The organism is Cupriavidus ulmosensis (assembly GCF_977008105.1).
In genome coordinates, this window is record NZ_CDRMWP010000002.1 from 1,092,043 (window position 1) to 1,108,754 (window position 16,712).

Consider the following 16,712-nt stretch of genomic DNA (forward strand, 5'->3'; position numbering starts at 1 on the left):
TAGCAATGCAGATGAACCAGACTCCCCCTCCCGTTGTTGTAGCAGGTCCTCCGGAAGACGAGATTGATCTTGTCCGCTATCTGGACGTGATACTCGCCAGTCGCTGGCTGATCGCATCTATTGCCGGTGTGGTCCTGGCGCTTGGCGTCGCCTATGCCTTCCTGGCACGGCCTGTCTATCAAGCAGACATTCTTGTGCAGGTGGAAGATAGCCCGAATAGCGCCAATAGCCTGTTGGGCGATGTGTCCAGTCTGTTCGACGTCAAGGCGCTTGCAACGGCCGAGATCGAGATTATTCGGTCCCGTATGGTCGTGGGGAAGGCAGTGGACAACCTGCACCTCTATATCTCCGCCAGGCCCCGTTATTTTCCCTTTGTGGGAGCGTGGATTGCTAGCCGATCTGGCGGTTTGTCGGAGCCGGGTCTTTTCGGGTTTGGCGGATTTGCATGGGCGAAAGAGTCAATTGACGTCGAGCAGTTCGACGTGCCTGAGTCCGTTGAAGGTGAGAAATTCAAGTTGACAGCGCTGGGTGAAGGGCGCTATCGCCTTGAACAACCCAGTCTGGATACGCCGCTCGAGGGGCAGGTGGGGCAGGTCTTGAAGGTCAGTCAAGGCGTAGGCACCATCACCTTGCTCGTGACTGACCTAAAGGCTAAGCCGGGGATTGTATTCGACCTTATACGAAGCTCTCAATTGCAGACGATAGAAAGTCTTCAAAATCAGCTGAAGATTGCAGAGAAGGGAAAGCAAAGCGGCATCATCGGCGCTTTGCTGGACGGCACGAATCCCAAGCTCACGGCCAATATCCTGAATGAAATTGGCGAGGAGTACGTTGCGCAAAATATCAAGCGGAAAGCAGCAGAGGCTGAGAAGTCACTAGTGTTCCTGGGGGATATGCTGCCGCAGCTCAAGGCGGAACTTGAGCGAGCGGAAGTGAAGTACAACGAGATGCGCAACAAGCGCAATACGTTCAATCTCAGCGAAGAGGGGAAGGCTTTTCTGACGGAAAGTGTAGCGGCCGAGACCAGTCTGCTGGAATTGAAGCAGAAGCGCACCGAGCTGATGACGCGCTTTACTGCAACGCACCCCGGTGTCCAAGCGATTGATCAGCAAATCGCGACGATGAATGCCAAAGTGGCTGGTATGACTGTCCGCATGAAGACCTTTCCCAACGTGGAGCAGGACACAATGCGGTTGATGCGCGACGTGCAGGTCAACAATGACCTCTACGTGGGATTGCTCAACAACATGCAGCAGCTCAAGCTTGTCAAGGCGGGCAAGGTGGGCAATGTTCGTCTGCTCGACAACGCTCGGATTCCTGAGCAGCCCATCAAGCCAAAGAAAAGTCTGACCGTTTTGTTGGCAGCGATTGTCGGGCTGCTGGCAGGCGTTGTCGCAGCCTTCGTGCGCGATGCGTTGTATGGTGGTATCACCGATTCGCAGGACATCGAACAGCACACGGGCCTTAGTGTCTATGCCACTGTGCCGTTGTCGGTCACCCAAACCGCCCTTACAGAGGAAATTCGGCAGCGCAAGCCAGGCAGGTTCTTGCTGGCAGACCGCAATCCCAATGAGCCATCCATTGAGAGCTTGCGTAGCCTTCGCACCGCGTTGCAGTTTGCCATGCTCGATGCAGACAACAATCGAGTTCTGCTGACGGGCCCCACGCCAGGTGTTGGCAAGTCATTTATCTCGGCCAATCTCTCCGTGGTGATGGCAGGGGGGGGGAGGCGTGTGCTGCTGATCGATGCTGACATGCGCAAGGGGCATCTGAATCAATATTTTGGCAAGGACAGAAATAATGGCTTGGCGGATGTATTGATCGGTAATGTCAGCTTCGAACAGGCAGTGCATCGTGATGTCTTTGAGAACATGGACTTTCTCAGCACCGGCGGTCTGCCACCGAACCCTGCAGATCTGCTACTCAATGAACGCATGGTGAAGCTTCTTGACGATGTAGGGAAGCAATATGACCTCGTGCTTATCGATACCCCTCCCGTGCTGGCCGTGTCCGATACTGCTATCTTGGCTGCCCGTTGTGGCACGGTGTTCCTCGTAACCCGCTTCGAGAAGACCACTATCGGTGAAGTGAGCGAATCCGCTAAGCAACTGCGCCAAGCAAATGCCGATGTGAATGGTGTGGTCTTCAATGGCCTGGACCCGAATGCATATCGTTACGGATACGGATCGAAATATGGTCGATACCGCTATGCGTATTATGGCTACGCGCCGGATACCGCTGGCAAGAAGCTGACAGTCGAAAGCAATTGACGCGGCGAGTCTAGTGAGTAAGCAGGAATAGGGTCCACGTCGGAGATATATACCGACGACAAAGCCGGCAGACTGACCGGCCAGATAGCAGCCAGCTCCATGAAGCCGGCGAACTTGCGTGACGGGGTAGTAAGCACAGAGTCGTGGAGCGTGTCTGGCTACCACCTTCCCACCGACCGCCCGGTGATCGATTGGTGCATCAGCACCAATCCTGATCCGGGGGGATTTCTCCAATTGCAGGGGTAAGTCGCTGCCATCCGGCGGCGTGCCGTCTCACGCCGGTCTTCGGTGTGGAGAGGGCTGACGTTTGAATTGGCACAAGGAGAGGTCGGATGCAAGAGCCAGCCGTCATTATTCCCGTCGTCCTTTGCGGCGGATCCGGAACACGCCTTTGGCCGCTGTCGCGCGAAGGCTATCCGAAGCAATTTCTCAAGCTCCTGGGTGATCGCTCGCTGCTGCAAGACACATTGCTGCGGGTGCGTGAGATTGCGGGTATCGGCGCACCGCTGCTCGTGACGAGCCACGCGCATCGGTTCATGGTGGCCGAGCAAGCCCAGGAGATCGGTATCGACGACGGGGTATTCATGCTCGAGCCACATGCACGGAATACGGCCCCGGCGGCTGCCGCGGCTGCCCTGCGCGCGCTGGCAGCAGGGCACGATCCGTTGATGCTGGTGCTGCCGTCGGATCACCTGATCCAGGATACATCTGCGTTTGCCGACATCGTGAAACAGGGGGTTCCCGCCGCGCAGGACGGGGCACTTGTGACCTTCGGCATCAACCCCAACGCACCAGCGACCGGCTACGGCTACATCAAGGCCGGCGTGCCCTGCACGGCATCGAGCTTCGCTGTGGCGCGCTTCGAGGAGAAGCCATCGCTGGCGCGCGCCAACCAGTTCCTGGCTGAGGGGGATTACTTCTGGAACAGCGGCATCTTCCTGTTCCGCGCCTCGGCATTCCTGGCGGAGATGGAGATCTTCTCGCCGGAAATCCTGCGCGCGGTGCAGGAGGCCGTCAGTCTCGGAAAGACGGACCTCGATTTCTTCCGGCTGGACGAGGCTGCATTCGCGCGCTGCCCGAGCAATTCCATCGACTATGCCGTCATGGAGCACACCACACGCGCGCAAGTGGTGCCGTTTGCCACTGCCTGGAGCGATGTTGGCGCATGGGATGCAGTCTGGGAACACGGTACGAAGCAGGCGGGAGGCAACGTCACGACGGGTGACGTGCTGATGCACAACGCCAGGGATTGCCTGGTCCACGCATCGCACCGACTTGTCGCTGTCGCCGGCGTCGAAGACGTGATGGTGGTGGAAACGCCTGATGCCGTGCTGGTGGTGCACAAGGACCAATGCCAGGACGTCAAGGCCATTGTGGACATGGTGCGCAAGCAGGGGCGCAGCGAAGCCGCGGATCACCGGAAAGTGTTTCGCCCGTGGGGCAACTACGACTCGGTTGACGAAGGCCAGCGCTATCAGGTCAAGCGCATCACGGTCAAGCCGGGCGCCAAACTTTCCATGCAGATGCACTACCACCGTGCCGAGCACTGGATCGTCGTCAAGGGCACCGCACGCGTGACCTGCGGAGACAACACCTTCCTGCTCAGCGAGAACCAGTCCAGCTATATCCCGCTGGGTACGATCCACCGACTGGAAAACCCGGGCAGCGTCCCGCTGGAACTGATTGAAGTGCAGAGCGGAAGTTATCTGGGGGAGGACGACATCGTTCGCTTTGACGATGTGTACGGCCGCGCGCCGGCTTCTGGATCCAAGACCGAACTCGCCTGACAGACCCGAAATTCAGAACTGAGCGCCTACCATGACCAAGACAAATCAAAAGACTGCACTCATCACCGGCATTACGGGACAGGACGGGTCTTACCTGGCTGAATTCCTGCTGGCGAAGGGCTACATCGTGCACGGCATCAAGCGCCGGGCCAGTTCATTCAATACTTCCCGCGTGGACCACATCTATCAGGATCCCCATGTCAGCCACCGGAACTTCGTGTTGCACTATGGCGACCTGAGCGACAGCACGAACCTCATCCGCATCGTTCAGCAGACGCAGCCGGACGAGATCTACAACCTCGGCGCGCAAAGCCATGTGGCCGTGAGTTTCGAGTCGCCGGAATACACGGCGGACGTGGATGCACTTGGCACGCTGCGCTTGCTGGAGGCGATTCGCATCCTCGGCCTGGAGAAGAAAACGCGCTTCTACCAGGCATCCACCTCGGAACTCTACGGCCTGGTGCAGGAAATTCCGCAGAAGGAAACCACACCGTTCTATCCGCGCAGCCCCTATGCGGCGGCAAAACTCTATGCCTACTGGATTACCGTGAACTACCGGGAGTCCTATGGCATGTATGCCTGCAACGGCATTCTGTTCAACCACGAAAGCCCGCGTCGCGGAGAAACGTTCGTGACGCGCAAGGTTACGCGAGGTCTGGCCAATATCGCGCAGGGGCTGGAGAACTGCCTGTACATGGGCAACATGGATTCGCTCCGGGACTGGGGGCATGCGCACGACTATGTGCGCATGCAGTGGTTGATGTTGCAGCAGGAGCAACCGGACGACTTCGTTATTGCAACGGGCAAGCAGGTGAGCGTCCGAGAGTTCATCAGTCGAAGCGCCAAGCAACTGGGCATCACGCTGCGTTTTGAGAGTGAGGGTGTTGACGAGGTGGCACTGGTGGAAGCGATCAGTGGTGACACGGCACCGGCCCTGGCCGTTGGTGATGTGATTGTCAAGGTCGATCCTCGCTACTTCCGCCCAGCTGAAGTAGAGACACTTCTCGGCGACCCCGCGAAAGCCAAGGCCAAACTTGGTTGGGAGCCGGAGATTACGCTCGACGAAATGATCGCAGAAATGGTTGCCGGTGATTTGGATCAAGCACGCCGCCATGCGCTGTTGAAGCAGCATGGATTCGACGTCGCTGTCAGCGTGGAGTAAATGAAATGAATAAGAAATCAAGAATATATGTAGCAGGTCATCGAGGGATGGTTGGGAGTGCCATCGTTCGCTGTCTACAGAGAACCCCGGAGGCGGAGATTGTCGTCCGCAGTCATGCGGAGCTAGATCTCACCGAGCAACAAGCCGTCCGCGATTTCTTCTCTAAAGAGCGGATTGACCAAGTTTATCTGGCCGCCGCGAAGGTTGGCGGGATCTACGCCAATAACAGGTATCCTGCCGAGTTTATTCACCAAAATCTGATGATTGAGGCAAACGTCATTCATGAGGCTTGGAGGGCTGGAGTACAAAAATTACTATTTCTGGGCAGTAGCTGTATTTATCCAAAATTAGCGCGGCAACCTATGGCAGAAACCGCGCTGCTCAGTGGGGGACTTGAGGAGACTAATGAGCCTTATGCTATAGCAAAGATCGCGGGGATAAAACTATGCGAGAGCTATAACAGACAGCATGGGGTTGATTACAGGAGTCTGATGCCGACAAATCTCTATGGTCCCGGAGATAACTATCATCCTCAGAATAGTCATGTCATTCCTGCGTTGTTGCGTAGGTTTCATGAAGCCAAAGAAAAAAAACTGAACAGTATTTCCGTCTGGGGGAGCGGGATGCCTCGGAGAGAGTTTCTTCATGTTGATGATCTGGCGGAGGCAAGCATCTTGATCATGAATGTTGACAGATCAGAATACGAGTCTCACACAGTCACGATGAATTCTCATCTGAATGTGGGAACGGGAACTGATCTGAGTATTAGAGAACTGGCCGAGCTAATTGGTGCTGTAGTTGGATACCGTGGTGCCATCGAATTTGACTTGTCTAAGCCCGATGGTACACCGCAGAAACTGCTCGATGTTTCAAAAATTAACGCGCTAGGCTGGCGAGCCAAGAAAGATTTGAAAGAAGGGCTAATCGAAACATACAAATCATATTGCCAGTTCGAAGCAGAAATTCGTTAGGTTAATTTGATTTATAAGATTAGGGTTGGCAATTTTCACAGAGAACACTAACTAATGGTTTGGTAATTGTGCTGGCAAAAACTCTCTCCGCCACGCTGTGCATACAGATATTTACTCTGTTGCAAGGGGTTGCTATAGCAAAAATACTGGGCCCGGCGGGGCGCGGCGAATTCGCGGCTATTATTTTATGGGCGAATTTTTTTGCAGCGATAGGAGGCCTGGGAGGTGGCGTTGCACTAGCAAGAATCGCTGCAAAGAACAAGGGAGACGTCGCTGATCTAAAGCGGATAGCATTAATAGTCGGTTGTGTCACGGGTGGATTGACGGCATTGTTATGCAATATTCTAATCGGGGTACTATTGGAAGGTGGGGGCGCCCATCTGGTTGGGACGGCTCGACTGTACACCTTATTTATCCCAATAAATCACGTGATATTGGCGATGATGTCGGTAGACCAGGGGGCAGGAAATCTTGGGGAATTCAATCTGCGCAGAGTCATGTTATATCCGATCTATTTCGGTTTGGTCGCTGCGCTCTATGTGAGTGGGGCGAGAGATGCATCGGAATATTGTATCGCGCTATTGGTTTCTAATGTCCTTCTGTTGGTCTATATGATAGTTCGTGACCATAGCGCTTTAAGAATAAGATCAAATTCTTACTCAGCAATTAATATACTGCGGGCCGGCAGTAGTTTCGGAATCGCCGATATCATCGTTCCGATGACTCAGTACCTGGATAAAGCGCTTGTGCTCTGGCTTCTCGGTCCACTTAATCTTGGCATATACAGTGTTGCCGGATCCGCTAGTGGAATTGCTGCGGGAATAAGCTCAGCTATTGGCATCGTCGCATTCTCCGTTTCGGCGTCTCAGCATGAGGCAAGCGATTTTGGGAGAATAGCAAAGCTATTCAGGCAAAGTTTAATCGCCTGGGGTGTAGTAGGCTTATTTTTGATAATTTTAATGCCATTTGTCTTGCCCGCCTTATTTGGGAAGGATTTCAAGGGAGCCGTAATGCCGGCATGTGTTCTTGTGTTTGGCGTCGCATTTTCAGGGCAGGGACAAATCGCTGAGCAGGTACTCCGTGGTCAAGGTGTGGCGCTTGCCGGTATTTGGGGGCGACTGGTTGCCTTATGCGCACTGTGTGGAGTCGGTGTATTACTGGCTCGTGGCGAATTCGGGGTGACAGGGATGGCGATATCCTATTCCCTTTCGCAGGCAATTTATGCCGCTTTTTTATTGGCAATTATTTTTAAAAAATATGGTGTTAAATTCGGTGAAATAATTCCAGAAGTCTCGGATTGTCGCGATCTCATGGGCGCCGTGCGTGATAAAGCATATTCTTTTGTGAAAAGAAATGGAATCCGATAAAAAACATGGATCCGGTGTGTACGTGGCTATTCGTGGGTCCCGAATGCATTATGCAATCCCACGTCAGCTGAGCGAGCGAGGCCTGCTTTCTCAATTTTTCACTGACACATATTTTTACGATGGGATTGCCAGAGATATGATCCAAGGTATATCTCCGAGAATAATTCCCACATGGCTGAGACGATTGAGCGGCAGAAATGCTAATCTGCCAAATTCGATAGTTAAGTCGTATCCGTTGGATGATCTGCTGTTTCGTCTGAAAGTGAAGCGTGTTGAGGATCCTAACAAGCGTATTTCATTGCAGAGTGAAGCGGCAGCGAAGTTCAACCGGCGTGTTATCCGTGATCTGAACGCTGGATTGGGTAGCGCGATCTATTGCATCAACGGCGATGCACTTGAGATCTTTCAGAATTGCCGTGAAATTGGGATTCGATGTCTGCTTGAGCAATGCATCGTCCCGCAACGTACACAGTACGAACTTCTCTCAAGAAAGTTTATACGAAGTAGAGGGCATACTAGTTTCGGAGCATGGGACGTGGAGCGAGCAGCAGCTCGAGAAGAGGCTGAATGGAGACTGGCGGATCTCATTATTACTCCGAGCGAATTCGTCCGTGATTCAATGGTTACGCTTGGGGTACCTCCTGGAAAGATTGTGGTGGTGCCGTACGGAGTCGACACGGATGCATTTCCTTGTCGAGTACGAAAGCCGAAAAATCCACATCTTAATCTTCTTTTCGTTGGGGCAGCTACCGTAAGAAAGGGGATTTTTGAGCTGCTAGATGCCGCACGGAGGGTAGGTAGTTGCATAGAGTTGAGAATTATTGGTCATGCTGAGGAGCAAATTTCCCGTCTCGCTGGCGCAGAGAGCAATGTGCGGCTTCTGGGAAAGGTTGCGCGATCGGAAATTGTAGAGCATTTCGAATGGGCAGATATTTTTGTCCTTCCGACATTGATGGAAGGATCTGCCACTGTCATTTACGAAGCTCTCGCATGTGGAATTCCTGTTATCACAACACCGAATGCGGGATCGCTGGTCCGCCACGGGCATGATGGACTAATTGTGGAGCCTGGAGATACTGAAGGGCTTGTCAATGCCATTCTGGAACTGGCTTCGAATCATCTGGAAATAACAAGAATGTCGCTCAACGCTATTGAAGGCAGGGATAGGCTATCCGTTTCTAGTTATTCCGAGCGATTGATCAACGCTATCTCGGAGCATTGAAATGAGAAAGAAAGTTCTTTGGTTCACTAATAGCGTGATGCCTGCAGCGTTCCGAAATTTCAAGTTGCCAAACCGGGCGACTGGGCCATGGATGTGGTCTCTACTTGAGAGCTTGACTCATCGCAGTGATCTGGATATCACCGTTGCAGCGATATCGCCAGGGATGCCAGATACAACGTTTTCGGAGAATGGAGTCTCCTATCGACTTATTGGACAAGCAAGACGATTTCAGTACTGGACTGAGTCGACTGCAGTGATTGGTAAGATTCGCCAGGTGGTGGACGACGTTGCGCCTGATATCGTGCATATTCATGGAACGGAACTTCCATACGGAATGATAAGTCGCGATAAGGACTATCGAAGACCGACAATAGTCTCCCTGCAAGGATTATTAGGACCTTTGTCAAAAAAAACTGGTGACAGCCTGCATTGGAGAGATCAGGTAAGAGCGACAACCTTGCTGGAAGCAGTACGAGGGCTCGGTGTAATCAATCAAGCCGGTGCGTATGGTAGGCGGGGACGGCGGGAGCGCGCCATAGTCGGGAGTTGTAGATATTTTATGGGCCGGACTGCATGGGATCGCGCCTTTGTTGAGGCGAATCAACCAAGAGCGCGGTATTTTCATGTGGGTGAGGTGCTGCGTGGCAGTTTCTATGAGAGAGCATGGGAAATTGAGAATTGCGATCCTTTTACCGTTATTTTCACAAATGTCTCCGGGCCAATAAAGGGAGCGGATATATTATTGGAGGCGATTGCCATAGTGAAACGCGATTTCCCTCAGGTAAAACTCCGTTTGGCTGGACGTATCAATGATAAATCAGGGTACGGTAAATATTTGCTTGGTAGAATAAAGGATCTGGGGCTCTCGAATAATCTTGAGATCCTGGGATATCTCGATGAAGAGCAAATGGCAGGGATACTTCTCCGAACTAATCTATATGTTACCGCTTCCTATTGCGATAATAGTCCGAATAGCCTAGCCGAGGCACAGGTGATGGGTGTCCCATGCATTGCGACTGCCGTCGGCGGTGTCCTCGACATGGTAGATGATCGGCGTTCGGGCTTACTTGTCCCGCCGGGGGATCCAGAGATCCTCGCGTGGAAAATTAAGTCTGTTCTGCAGAATCCGGATCTAGCTCAAACCTTGTCGGCTAATGCTCGGGAAATAGCGCAACGACGACATAATAGGGAATCCATTGTTGAGTCTCTGATGACCGCCTATAGAGCGACTATCTCTGGAGAAACCGATGTCTAGTATTCATGTTGATGCGTTACCTCACAATCTCAGATGTGCGCTTCAGCGTGTTGAGGAAGTACTTACCGGTATATTGGTCAGAATCTATTCGTATTGGTGGGGTGTGGATCTTGGGGCTGGGGGCTCATTCTGTGGACTTCCAAGGTTTCGGCGCCCTCCTGCAGCGAGGATTCGTATTGGCTCACGATGCCGATTTCTATCTCGATTTTCTGCAAATCTGCACGGAATCAATCGACCGTGCATGCTAGCTGCTCTAGATCGAGGTGCTGTGATCCAGATCGGCGAAGATTGCGGCATGAGTGGAACAGTCGTATCCGCGAAAACTCGAGTCGAGATTGGAAATCGTGTTCTATGCGGGGCGAACACGACGATATCTGATACCGACTCTCACCCACTAGACTATCGGCAGCGAAATCCGACTTATTTTGGCCTTCAAATTGGTATGACGGATGGTACTAAGTCCTCACCCGTGAAGATCGACGATGATGTTTGGCTGGGGATGAATGTCATTGTCCTTAAGGGCGTACATATCGGGAAGGGAGTGGTCGTTGCAGCAAATAGCGTCGTTGCGACTTCGTTGCCAGACCATGTATTAGCCGGGGGGAGCCCTGCAAAGATCATTCGCAAACTCTCCTAACGATTTGAGTATGAAAATCTACCGACTGATAGAGGTTTCAATTCTATTGATTTGCCTTGGCGCTAGTCTAAGCGATTATGCGATAGAGAATGACTCGATCATCCTTAAAGCGGGGACTGCGCTGTCTTTTGTAATCGCATTCATATTCCTTTTTTGGTGGATTATTCGGTCAAATAGGGAGCGAACCAAATTTTCAGCGACATTTCGCTTGATTTTCTGGGCATTTATGTTTGTGAGCCTCATGGCGATAGCCAGAGCCATTCGGCCGGAGATGAAGACTTTGACGGATATTTTGTTTATCGGAACTAATGGACTGGCGCTGATTTCTCCATTTTGGGTATTTGTCGGCAGTAGTGTTCCTGCTGCAGGGCGCGTCGTCCGGTTGCTTCCGAGGATCTATCTGGTCGGGATTGCTTTGGTAGTATATTTTTATATCACGCGAAGTGCGGATGATTTTTCCACTGAATTCGTAAATCGAAATTTCCTATTTCCTGTCGGTTTCGTGATGCTGTTATGGCGGGTTATTCCAAGGTACTTATTGGGAATGACGGCTGCTGGGCTTGTTGCTTTCATCTTTAATGCGGCCTCCATGGGGAAGCGCTATCTGCTTGGCATTGCTCTGGCTTTTACCCTTGTTTTTATATTTTCGGTGATTTTCAACAAAGGGTCGCTAAAGTTCGGAAGGAAGAGAATATTGGCGGCATTTCTGGTTGTAGGGATGTTGTCTTGTTCAATGCTGTTGCTCTCTCAGTACGATGAGTATGGTGATGGCGCGGTATCCGCTGCGATAAACAGAGTAGCGGAGAAGGGATTAAATAATTCTCGTGACGGCTTGGTTGATGAATTCTTGGATGATCTCAGCCCCGAGGAGAAGATTCTAGGGCGTGGCGTACTGGGTGCTTACACAAGCAAGATCGTATTAACCGCAGAAGAGCGGGGAGGGCGAGGGGTAACGAATCTGAGGAGAAATATTGAAATTGGTTATCTGCAAATCATTCTGAAAGGTGGGTTGCTTCTACTAATTCTGTTTCTTGTTGTTAGCTTGCAGGCCCTGGGCAGAATTATTGGGAAAAGAAATAATTCGCTTGTCTTTGCTGCTGGGTGTGTGGTGGGTATCAAGCTGATGGAGATGTTTATATTCGGGTTGCCGAGTTGTAATGGGGATTACGTGCTGTTTTGGATCTGCGTCGGTATTTGTAGGAATCCTGCTATCGGCAGGATGACCGATGATCAAATCGCGCAACTATTGAAGATAGATAATTCATGGGTGGCATCATCGCCATTTAATTACCCGTTAGCACCGTTTCAAAAAGGGAAACTATAGCCATGATTGTAATCGTAGCTCCTTATGCACCGATTGGTCGTGCTAGCTTTCCCAACTTGGGTGCTTCGAGAAAAATTGAGATTATAATAACGCAACTTGCGGAATTGACATCTCGAGTGGTCCTTGTTAATACTGCGCATAATACAGACGAGGTGGAGGGGCTTGTTGTACGGGAGACAACTGTTGCGGGTGTGGTGATATCAGAGATCATCCCTCCAATTTATAGGAATAGACAGTTGGGGAAACTAATAAACTTGGTGCAGGTAGGAAAAGTCGTGAGCCGAGTTATGGAGATTGGATCCCCCAGTCTGGTGTGGCTATATAATGGCTATGCATTCGAGTCAATATTCGCTCACAAAATTAAGAGGCTGACGAGCTGCCCTCTTGTTCTCGAATTCGAAGATTGGCATTTTGCACGAAGACGTGGATGGAATCCAAAACCATATCTGGATTGGATTTTTTGGAGTCGAATTAAATCTGCGTATACACGCGTGTATGCCGTCAACGCAACGGTAGCAAGCAAGGCCAGCATGGAGGGCGTTGATGTTCGTTTGCTACCAGGCATAGTTCCACAAACGCTACTGGATACGTGTGCAAAGCGACAACCTTTCTCCGATCCCAGCCAAATTACTGTGGGCTATTTTGGTCGCTTGGTAGCAGAAAAAGGTGCTGATAAAGTTATATCTTTTGCGAAAGAGCTCGGTGACTCGTTTCAATTCGTAGTTTCCGGGGCTGGACCCTTAGAAGGCGCGATGGCCGATTTTTCAAAAAATAATCCGAAGCGACTAAAGTACTTGGGCCGAATTTCAGATGATGAGCTATATCAGCAAATATCAAGATGTGACATTTTGCTGAATCCTCACAAGGATATAAATCATTTGGCAAATGGCGTATTCCCTTTTAAGGTTGTGGAGGCAATTGCTTCGGGGCGTGTGCTTGTATCCAGTGCTCTTCCTCAGGAGGGATTTACCGAACTATTAAATACTGTTCTTTTCTTCGACGGTTCTATCGAGGATGGGGTGCAGAAGATACGAAAAGCACAACTATGGTATCAAAAGAAGGGAGAGGAGATCAAAAGTGCTGCCGACAGAGTTGTGGAAACCTATGGGGAAACATGCTTTGTCGATTCCGTGCGTGAGTTGATCTGATTGAATGCTATTGTTGGGACTGGCGCAATGAGAATTTTGCATCTTATTCACTCGGCTGACCCCAGGTTAGGCGGGCCGATTAATGGTATTGTTCAGAGAGGTCTCTTCCTCGCACGCCGAGACCATGTTGTTGATATCGCTAGTTTGGATGATCCGGGCAGCGAGTTCTTAGAAGGATTTCCCGTGCGTATTTTCCCTCTTGGTGGAGGGAGTGGAAAATATGGATTTAGTGCCAGATTCATATCATGGTTGCGAGAGAACTGTGTGCTTTATGATGCTGTCGTGATTAATGGAGTTTGGAGATTTAATAGCTTTGGCGCTTGGAGGGTTCTTCGGGAAAAGAATATTCCATATTTTGTTTTCCCGCATGGAATGTTGGATCCCTGGTTTAGGCGAAAATATAAGATTAAGTTTTTGGGGAAGTTGTTATATTGGTTGCTTGCTGAGCGAAAAGTTATTCGTGACGCTCGAGCTGTTATTTTTACAAGTGATGAGGAAAAAATCGCGGCTCGTCGCTCGTTCTGGCCATATAAGTGCAATGAGACTGTTGGGGCTTATGGCAGTGCAACACCAGATGAGGAGATGGGGACATTAAAGGAATTGTTTTATGACGAGTTTATGGACCTCCGGGAAAAGCGTGTTGTCCTATTCTTGGGGAGGATTCATGAGAAGAAGGGGTGCGATCTATTGATAAACGCATTTTCTCAGATCTGTGATTCGAATAGCGATCTCCATCTAGTTATTGCTGGCCCAGATGATTGTGCCTATGGTGAATCGATGAAGCGCTTAGTCGCTAGGGCTGGTATAGACGGGAGAGTCACATGGGCGGGAATGCTAAAGGGGCGGCAAAAATGGGCAGCATTCTGCGCAGCGGATGTTTTTGTTCTGCCGTCGCACCAAGAAAATTTCGGGATCGCTGTGACGGAGGCGTTAGCGTGTGGATGTCCTGTATTGATATCAAATAAGGTTAATATTTGGCGAGAGATCGAAGCCGCTCATGCAGGATTGGTGGGTGAAGATACGGTAGATGGGACTAAGGAAATACTTACCCAATGGCTTAACCTTGACAAGGTAGAGCAATCGAAAATGCGCCGAAACGCGGTCCGGGTTCATTCCGAACGGTTTACTATTAAGGCCATGGCAGACGATTTGCTACGAATAGTGGAGATTCATTCTTAAGGTGGCTGAAAGAACATGTCATTGAACGGCGCTAGACATGCGTTAGCGATGGTATGGCGTGTAAGCTGTCGATAGCGGCCAATGGAAGGCACTGGAGCCTCTATGCTGGCTTCCGTGCCATTGTCGAAAAGTAGGTGCCAAGAGTGGATGACCGGGTCGCGCCTAATGGCATCTTGTTCGTCCTACAGGCCTGTAATCCGTGGGAAGACTCCCAAGGGGGGGGCGATTTGTTCTGAGTGCGCCTGAGATTGGAGTTGGCTACACTGATTCGAGTCCCTCGGCTCGCGGCCAAGCTTGGTAGCAAGTGCCGCTTCGTTGTAGATCGGCGTGGCGTTGTGACCGGTGTCAATCGCCAAGACTCGATTGTCTTCGAGGTTTTGGTTGCTGTGTCTCTCTATGCCGAGGTTGTCTGGCTGGCCACGTTTTCGCCCCGAGAAAATGCCTGCTGACAAGGGAAACGACTTCGCACGCTGCCGTAGGCATCTGCGCAAGCGTGGCTCAGAATCACACATGGCGCGTCGTAGCGCAGAGAATCATAAGCGACAGCGACTCTCGGAAGCTGTACAGGGTTGTCGAATGGACTCACGCCTGGCTTGCTCGTCTCGTTGCCGGTGCCGCATCAATACTCATCGGGCCTCACTTGCCCTTGCTTGCACCCTCATCTGTTTCAGGTTTAGGGTACGTTTTTTGTTGGTCGGTATAAAAATCGATAGGCGACAAGTGCCCAATCTAAGTTGGTACTCTGGTGGTATTCCTGGAGGGTCGACATCTCGAAGGCGGTATTCCGGTGGGCTGAAGTACTTCTCGTATCGTTTTATGATGCGTGTTCGGTAGCTTTCTTGATCTGAGCCGATATTTCTCTGTTGGGTCTGGATATTTTGTTGGTGAGATTGCCAGAAAGAAAGTTGTCTGTGTCGGGTATTGAATAGGGTGTTTTTAGTGTGCTAAGTGAGAGTTCTTTTGTTTTTATTATGATGAAATACTCATAAATAGACTGAAGTGTGGCGTAGATGAAGCCTGCTCTCCCATCGAGGAAGCCGCGTTTTATTAAATATAGAGCGATGAATTTAGCGAACGGGCGAAAAGGGAGGCGATAGAATATTTCTTTTTGATGATAGCGCCTTTGGTGGAAATCTCTGCTGAACAGAGCCTTCCTAATGCTGGGTGCTTGAATCTGGCTTGAATTCGTGCTCTTATTTTTCGTGATTTGTATTGCTTCAAGCCTACTGTAGCTATTATGTTTGGCGATCCAGTGATCCAGTCCTTTGCTGAAGGGGAAATGGTCTAGATAACCGGACAGTTGGCCAATTAATCCATCGGGAATCAATACGGGATTAACGAGACGTTCGTATCGGACGCGCTCCGGGCGGAGCAATCGCAAATAGTACGGCGATGCCTGCACGTGGCGTAGCCAGGTGCCGAGCAGAAAGTCGCGTCGCTGTATGCGAAATACGACAATGTCTCCAGCGGCCTGTATGGCTTCTTTGGCATTATTTTCTAATTCGGGTGTGACGCGCTCATCAGCATCAACTACGAGAACCCAGGAATTCTTGAAAGATAGGTTGCGAAGTGCCCAGTTGCGGTGTGTGGCCTCGTCTCCGCCAAATGCCCCTAGAGAGGCATTATATGTGCGAGAGGTTACGGTCGCGCCAAAATTTCGTGCAATGTTAACGGTATTATCTGAGCTTCCGGAATCATATACGTGAATATCGTCCGACCAGGCCACGCTTTCCAGGCAGCCGGGAAGGTCCTGTTCCTCGTTCTTGGTCAGGATGAGGATAGAGATACCGGGGCTTTCATTTTTCATGCTGAGTTCTCTTGCCGATGGGTTTTGCCGGTACGCCGGCATAGACCGTCCAGGGAAATTCCAGGCTCTTGCTGACAACGGACCGTGCCGCAATGACGGCGCCTTCGGGTAGGGTCACGCCATGTGAAATGAACGCTTCAGCGCAGATCCAGACCCGGCAGCCCACCGTGATGGGTTCTGCGATGAGCTGAAAATTCGGGGAGTTGTAGTCGTGTGAGCCGCCACAGAGATGGACACCTTGCGATATCACGCTGTAGTCGCCAATCGTCAGCTGATTCATGTTGTAGAGCGTCACCCCGTCCGCAATGCCGACGTTGCTGCCGATCTCCAGATTCCAGGGGGCCCAGATCTTGACGGCCGGATAGACGTGCACGTGAGCGCCCAGCCGTGCGCCGAACAAGCGGAGCAGGAAGGCACGCCAGATGTGCAAGGGACGAGGGCTTGGGCGGAACAGAAAGAGCCATACCCAGTTCCACAATTGCCGGGCGATTCTGTTCCGCAGGGTGAAGGAGGGCTCGACTGTCGGGTCGTTTCCCTCGATGATCATCGTCGGGGGACTTGGAGCCTGTGCGTGCATGTTGTC

13 protein-coding genes and 1 pseudogene are annotated in these 16,712 nt (G+C 51.3%); 12 read left to right on the forward strand and 2 right to left on the reverse strand.

Features of this window, described 5'->3' with window-relative positions:
• The first annotated feature begins 5 nt into the window (after positions 1 to 5).
• From ACWTPI_RS24595 to ACWTPI_RS24650, 12 genes and pseudogenes are all read left to right on the forward strand, one after another.
• Positions 6 to 2,270: a polysaccharide biosynthesis tyrosine autokinase gene (locus ACWTPI_RS24595; protein ID WP_454733009.1), complete on the forward strand. Its 2,265-nt coding sequence runs from the start codon at positions 6 to 8 to the stop codon at positions 2,268 to 2,270.
• Between the two features lie 332 nt (positions 2,271 to 2,602).
• Entirely contained in the window at positions 2,603 to 4,057 is a 1,455-nt protein-coding gene (locus ACWTPI_RS24600; RefSeq protein ID WP_454733010.1) for a mannose-1-phosphate guanylyltransferase/mannose-6-phosphate isomerase, read from the forward strand.
• A 31-nt stretch (positions 4,058 to 4,088) separates the two neighbouring features.
• The gene (gene gmd / locus ACWTPI_RS24605; RefSeq protein ID WP_454733011.1) at positions 4,089 to 5,219 is read left to right on the forward strand and encodes a GDP-mannose 4,6-dehydratase; all 1,131 of its coding nucleotides are present in this window, start codon (positions 4,089 to 4,091) and stop codon (positions 5,217 to 5,219) included.
• Positions 5,220 to 5,224: 5 nt separating this feature from the next.
• Positions 5,225 to 6,190, forward strand: coding sequence for a GDP-L-fucose synthase (gene fcl / locus ACWTPI_RS24610; RefSeq protein ID WP_454733012.1), 966 nt, complete (start codon positions 5,225 to 5,227; stop codon positions 6,188 to 6,190).
• A 68-nt stretch (positions 6,191 to 6,258) separates the two neighbouring features.
• On the forward strand, positions 6,259 to 7,557 hold the full coding sequence (locus ACWTPI_RS24615) for a lipopolysaccharide biosynthesis protein (protein WP_454734011.1): 1,299 nt from the start codon (positions 6,259 to 6,261) through the stop codon (positions 7,555 to 7,557).
• Complete coding sequence (locus tag ACWTPI_RS24620) at positions 7,544 to 8,779, forward strand: glycosyltransferase family 4 protein (RefSeq protein WP_454733013.1); 1,236 nt, start codon at positions 7,544 to 7,546, stop codon at positions 8,777 to 8,779. The genes ACWTPI_RS24615 and ACWTPI_RS24620 overlap by 14 nt, the downstream gene beginning before the upstream one ends.
• A gap of 1 nt (position 8,780) precedes the next feature.
• On the forward strand, positions 8,781 to 10,034 hold the full coding sequence (locus ACWTPI_RS24625) for a glycosyltransferase family 4 protein (RefSeq protein ID WP_454733014.1): 1,254 nt from the start codon (positions 8,781 to 8,783) through the stop codon (positions 10,032 to 10,034).
• Between the two features lie 442 nt (positions 10,035 to 10,476).
• Positions 10,477 to 10,671 (forward strand): DapH/DapD/GlmU-related protein, encoded by a 195-nt coding sequence (locus ACWTPI_RS24630; protein ID WP_454734012.1) that lies wholly within the window; start codon positions 10,477 to 10,479, stop codon positions 10,669 to 10,671.
• A gap of 10 nt (positions 10,672 to 10,681) precedes the next feature.
• Positions 10,682 to 11,995: a hypothetical protein gene (locus tag ACWTPI_RS24635; RefSeq protein WP_454733015.1), complete on the forward strand. Its 1,314-nt coding sequence runs from the start codon at positions 10,682 to 10,684 to the stop codon at positions 11,993 to 11,995.
• 2 nt (positions 11,996 to 11,997) lie between these two features.
• Positions 11,998 to 13,143: a glycosyltransferase gene (locus ACWTPI_RS24640; protein ID WP_454733016.1), complete on the forward strand. Its 1,146-nt coding sequence runs from the start codon at positions 11,998 to 12,000 to the stop codon at positions 13,141 to 13,143.
• A gap of 27 nt (positions 13,144 to 13,170) precedes the next feature.
• Positions 13,171 to 14,322, forward strand: a complete 1,152-nt coding sequence (locus tag ACWTPI_RS24645; RefSeq protein WP_454733017.1) for a glycosyltransferase — start codon at positions 13,171 to 13,173, stop codon at positions 14,320 to 14,322.
• 91 nt (positions 14,323 to 14,413) lie between these two features.
• A pseudogene (locus ACWTPI_RS24650) lies at positions 14,414 to 15,009 on the forward strand (IS5/IS1182 family transposase); the annotation flags it as partial.
• Between the two features lie 127 nt (positions 15,010 to 15,136).
• Here ACWTPI_RS24650 and ACWTPI_RS24655 read toward each other — a convergent pair.
• The gene (locus tag ACWTPI_RS24655; protein WP_454733018.1) at positions 15,137 to 16,129 is read right to left on the reverse strand and encodes a glycosyltransferase family 2 protein; all 993 of its coding nucleotides are present in this window, start codon (positions 16,127 to 16,129) and stop codon (positions 15,137 to 15,139) included.
• The gene (locus tag ACWTPI_RS24660; RefSeq protein ID WP_454734013.1) at positions 16,119 to 16,676 is read right to left on the reverse strand and encodes a putative colanic acid biosynthesis acetyltransferase; all 558 of its coding nucleotides are present in this window, start codon (positions 16,674 to 16,676) and stop codon (positions 16,119 to 16,121) included. Before ACWTPI_RS24660 ends, ACWTPI_RS24655 begins: the two co-directional genes overlap by 11 nt.
• Between the last annotated feature and the right edge of the window lie 36 nt (positions 16,677 to 16,712).